Source organism: Limnohabitans radicicola (assembly GCF_014837235.1).
Classification (GTDB): domain Bacteria; phylum Pseudomonadota; class Gammaproteobacteria; order Burkholderiales; family Burkholderiaceae_C; genus Limnohabitans_A; species Limnohabitans_A radicicola.
This window is the reverse complement of sequence record NZ_JACYFT010000013.1, coordinates 1-4420: the sequence shown is the minus strand read 5'-3', so window position 1 is coordinate 4420 and position 4420 is coordinate 1. Positions and strand designations below refer to the sequence as shown.

Here is a 4420-nt window from a genome sequence, read left to right as displayed (position 1 = left end):
GCCCCACTGGGTGCGCTGCTCTTGCCAGCGCAGCACCCATTCGCTGCGCCCTGGCATGGGGGTGGTGGCCTCCGGCTGCCAGGCCAGCTCCAGGCTTCTCATGGACGTGCGGGCCTGGATGTCGGCATCAAACCCCAAAGAAGGCGCAGACAAGCGCGCACCCGATGCGCCCCCCAGCGGCTCCAAGGCCTGCACACGCCAGCGCCACTGCGGCGCCGCTTGCCACTGCAGCCCCACGCCTGCCAGCGCGTTGTGCTGGCGCATGTGTTCCCGGTACTGGCGCAAGTCGCGCCTTTGCGTCTGCGCCTGCAAAGCCCCCGACAGCAGCAGCTGCCAGCCGGGCCGCATCGGCCAGGCCGCCTCCAGCTGCGCCATCGCCTGCGCGCTGCGCCAGTCGTTGCTTTGCTGCCAGGGCTGGGTTGAGCCATCGGGGTATTGCTTGAAGCCCGTGTAGTCGCTGGCCCACTGCTGCCCCAGGCCAGACAGATGCCAGCGCACCGTGGCCCCCGCCAGCGTGCCAGCATGGCCTTGCAGGCCCCAGGCCAGCATAGGGCCCTGGCCCGATTCAGACACCGGCAAATTGCCCGTGCCCGTGCCCGTGTGCTCGTGCCAGCGCTGCTGGGCCATACCTACCCCCAGCGAGGCACCGTCCAGTGTCCAGGCCATGGCGCCGCAGGCAGCTGCCCACCCCAGCACCACCCATGACAAGGCCCCCACCAGCTTGCCGCCATGCGCACCTGATGCCGGTCGATTCATCACAGCACCACCTGGCTGTGGTACACCGCATCGCCCAGCAGCACCTGCGTCACCCCCCGGGTTCCCGCCGCTGCGGCAAAGCCCACCAGCAAGTCGCTCAGGCCGTCGCCGTTGACATCGCCGCCACCGGCCAGCGCCATGCCTGCTGCGCCGTCGCCTGCCGCTTGCCCGTGGTAGACCAGGCCACTGCCATCGCCCAGGCGCAGCTGGGTCACATCCAGGCTGGCGCCCCACCGGGCTGTGGCCTTGCCAAACACCACATAGGCCGCCCCGGACTGCGCACCCGCCGGGCCGTCGGTGCCCGGTGCGGCCAGCACCAGATCGGCAAACCCATCGGCATTGAAGTCACCGGCCGCCGCCACCGCATAGCCCAGTTGGGCCACATCGTCTTGCCCATTGAACAGATAGACGGCGCGGTCGCCGGGGTTGCCCAGCTCCAGTGCTGTGTCGTCTGCACCGCCCCACACCAGCCAGGCCCCGCCGCGTGCAGAGGCATGGTCGGGGGCGCCCACCACCATGTCGGCATAGCCGTCGCCGTTCACATCCCCCACCACCGCCACCGCGTGGCCCAGCGATTGGCCTTCGGCAAAGCCGTTGATCAGGCGTCCACCGGTGCCCGAGCGCACATCGGCCAGGCTGGCCATGCCTGTGGCACTGCCGTAGACCACATACACCTGTCCGGCATCGGTCAGCGTGTCGCTGCCCACCACCACATCGGCATCGGGCGCAGCCAGCAGCACATCGGCCAGGCCGTCGCCATTGATGTCGCCGCCACCGGCCACCGCAAAGCCCAGCCAGTCGCCCGCGTTGGGGCTGCTCCAGACGGTGCTGGCGCCTGCCGTGCCGTCGGCCCTGCCGCGCACCAGCATCACCTGGCCTGCGTCCAGCGCATCGGCACTGGCGTCGGCATAGGGCGCGGCCATCAGCACATCGTCATAGCCGTCCCCGTCCACATCACCGGCTGCCGCCACGCTCCAGCCCAGGGCGTCGCCCTCGGCCAGACCTTGCATGGCCCAGCCACCCGTGCCGGCCGCCACATCGGCCAGTGAGGCACCGCTTTGCAGCAGCACCCACACCTGTCCGGCATCGGCACCAACGCCTGCATCGGCATAGGGTGCCGCAAAGGCCAGGTCCTGACGGCCATCGCCATTGACATCGCCCACGCGCAACGTTTTCCAGCCCAGGGCCGCTTCGGCCTCGCCCAGTGTCCACACCCCGCCTGCGAGCGGCTCCAGCGCAGACAAGTCCAGGTCTGAAGTGGCCGTGCGCCCCAGCACGCCATGCACCGCGCCTTCGGCCCACTCGGCCTCGTCGCTGCTGCGCCAGTTGGGGCTGCCAATGAGCACCCCTTGCTTGGCGTCGTTGGCATCTGCTGCCCAAGCATTGCCCGCCCAGCCCACCGACGCGCCGCTGTAGTCGCCCACCCGGGCGCCGGTGATCGCAAATCCCCGGCTGGCATCCAGTGCCACGGTGTCCACATCAAAGGCCGAACTTTGTGCCCCCGTGGGACCACTGCGGCCAGACAAATCTACGTACGCCCCCTGCAGCGTCAGGCGAACGCCCGTGGCCAGGGTCATGGCCGCTGGGCTGAGCACACCGGTCCAGGTGGTGCCGCCATCGCCGCTGGCCCAGCCCGTGACCGTCGCGCCGGTCACGGCGATGTCATCCGCGCTCAGTTGCGCTACCGGTTCATTGAACACCAGCCGCACCGTGCTGGTCTGGCCGGGCTTGAGCAACAGGGCATTGCCACCGTTGACGGTCAAGCTGCTCACCTGCGGCGGCGCATCGTCCACCTGCCAGTTGATGCCGTTCCTGCCGCTGGTGCTGGTGTTGCCGGCCCGGTCGGTCTGGCGCACCTGCACCGTGCCGGCCAGGTACTGCCCCGGCGCCAAAGTCCAGCCCGTGCCGCTGCCCGCCTGCCAACTCGCCCCGCCATTGACCGAATACTCCCAGGTGGCGTCTGTCTCCAAGCGATTGACCAGCAAGCTACCGTTTTGGGTGTAGCCATCGCTGGCACTCACCCCGGTGTCTTGACTGAAGCGCAGGGCCGGGTTGGTGGGCCAAACCGTGTCGATGGTGAATGCGCCCATCATGGCCTCGGCGCTGAACACGCCGCTGGCATCTCTTTGGCGTACCTGTACCTGCCCGCTCAGGTAGGTCGCGCCCACCAAACTGACCGCCGTGCCTGTGCCATTGATCCAGCTGCCTGTGCTGCTGGTGCGGTACTGCCAGGTGGCCCCTTCGAGCAGGCCAGAGATCAACAACACCGCATCCTTGGTCACGCCATCGCTGCCATCGCGCCCGGTATCCGCACGCAAAGCCACCGTGGGCCGGGTATCGAGCAGCAAGTTGACCGTGGCCGCCGCGCCCACATTGCCCTCTGTGTCTGCATACGCCACGCTCAGGCTGCGCGATGCCGTGCTGGCGCTGCTGCTTTTGAACAGCAGGGCCGCCAGCGCATCATCCAGCTGGTTTGCAGGAATCGCCCCACCGCCTTGCTGACGCAGCACCAGGGTGCGACTGCTGGCGGTGTACTGGCAAGCCCAACCGCTCACACCGCCCAGGCTCACGTTCTGGGCGCTGAAGTCGGCATTCAAGGACCGTGCGCTGTCCAGCACCATTTGGTCCGCCCCGGCCTGGGTTTGCCAGCTGCCGCCCAGTACCAGGCGGACTTCACCCACATCGCTGGCTGCAGGCACCTGCACACCAGACAGCAAAGCCTTGCCTGTGCGCAACTCTGAGGCATTGAATGCCACATCGGCGGTGCTTTGCACCCCCGGATTGGCCGACAAGTCCACGGCATCGGGTGGCGTTGTATCGGCCACGGCGGCACTGGGGCTGCTGGCAAAGCTGGTGCCGTTGGCCGTGCCGTCGTTGGTGGCGGTCACCACCACCCGCAGGAACTTGCCCAGCAAGCTTTGGCCTGCGGCAATGCTGAAGCTGCTGCTCGTGGCGTTGCTGATGTTGGTGTAGCTGCCGTTGGCTGCGTCAGCCATCTGCCACTGGTAGCTGAAGGTCAGCGCTGTCCCATCCGGGTCGAGGATGCCACTGGTGTTGGCTGTGAGTGTGCCGCCTTCTTGTGCGCTGCCGCTCAATGCGGCACTGCCCGTGGCCGCGTCGTTGACGTTGGCCACCGCTGCGCTGGGGCTGCTGGTAAAGCTGGCGCTGCTGGCGGTGTCGGCGTTCGTGGCCGTCACCACCACCCGCAAGAACTTGCCCACTTCACTTTGGTCTGGTGCTATGGCGTAGCTGCTGGTGGTGGCACCGTTGATGTTGGTGTAGTTGCCGTCGGCCGTATCGGCCACCTGCCACTGGTAGCTGAATGTCAGCGCTGTCCCATCCGGATCGATGATGCCGCTGGTGTTGGCTGCGAGCGTGCCGCCTTCTTCTGCGTGGCCACTGAGCGCCAGAGTGCCCGTGATCTGCGGCCTCAATGGATCGACCAGCGCCTGGATCTTGGCCACGGTATTGACCGAGCCGCCCGCATCGCCCTGAGCGACCAAGGCATTGAGGAGCTCTGGCCAGAGGCTGGCACTGACCCCCCGGATGCCCAGCAAGGCCAGGTCCTCTGGCGTCAGTGCCACAAGCGGCTGCCCCCCGGCGACGGTGAGCATCAGCCGGTCCACCGCACTGGCCAGCGCCTGCAGCTGCGCCAGAGTGTTGA

2 protein-coding genes are annotated in these 4420 nt (G+C 67.9%); both read right to left on the bottom strand.

The window, feature by feature from the left end; all coding sequences use genetic code 11:
• On the bottom strand, positions 1–756 hold a 756-nt coding region (locus IC609_RS16005), incomplete at its 3' end, for a hypothetical protein (RefSeq protein ID WP_191820531.1).
• The coding region (locus IC609_RS16000; RefSeq protein WP_191820530.1) for an Ig-like domain-containing protein at positions 756–4420 on the bottom strand (3665 nt) is incomplete at its 5' end. The genes IC609_RS16000 and IC609_RS16005, both read right to left, overlap by 1 nt.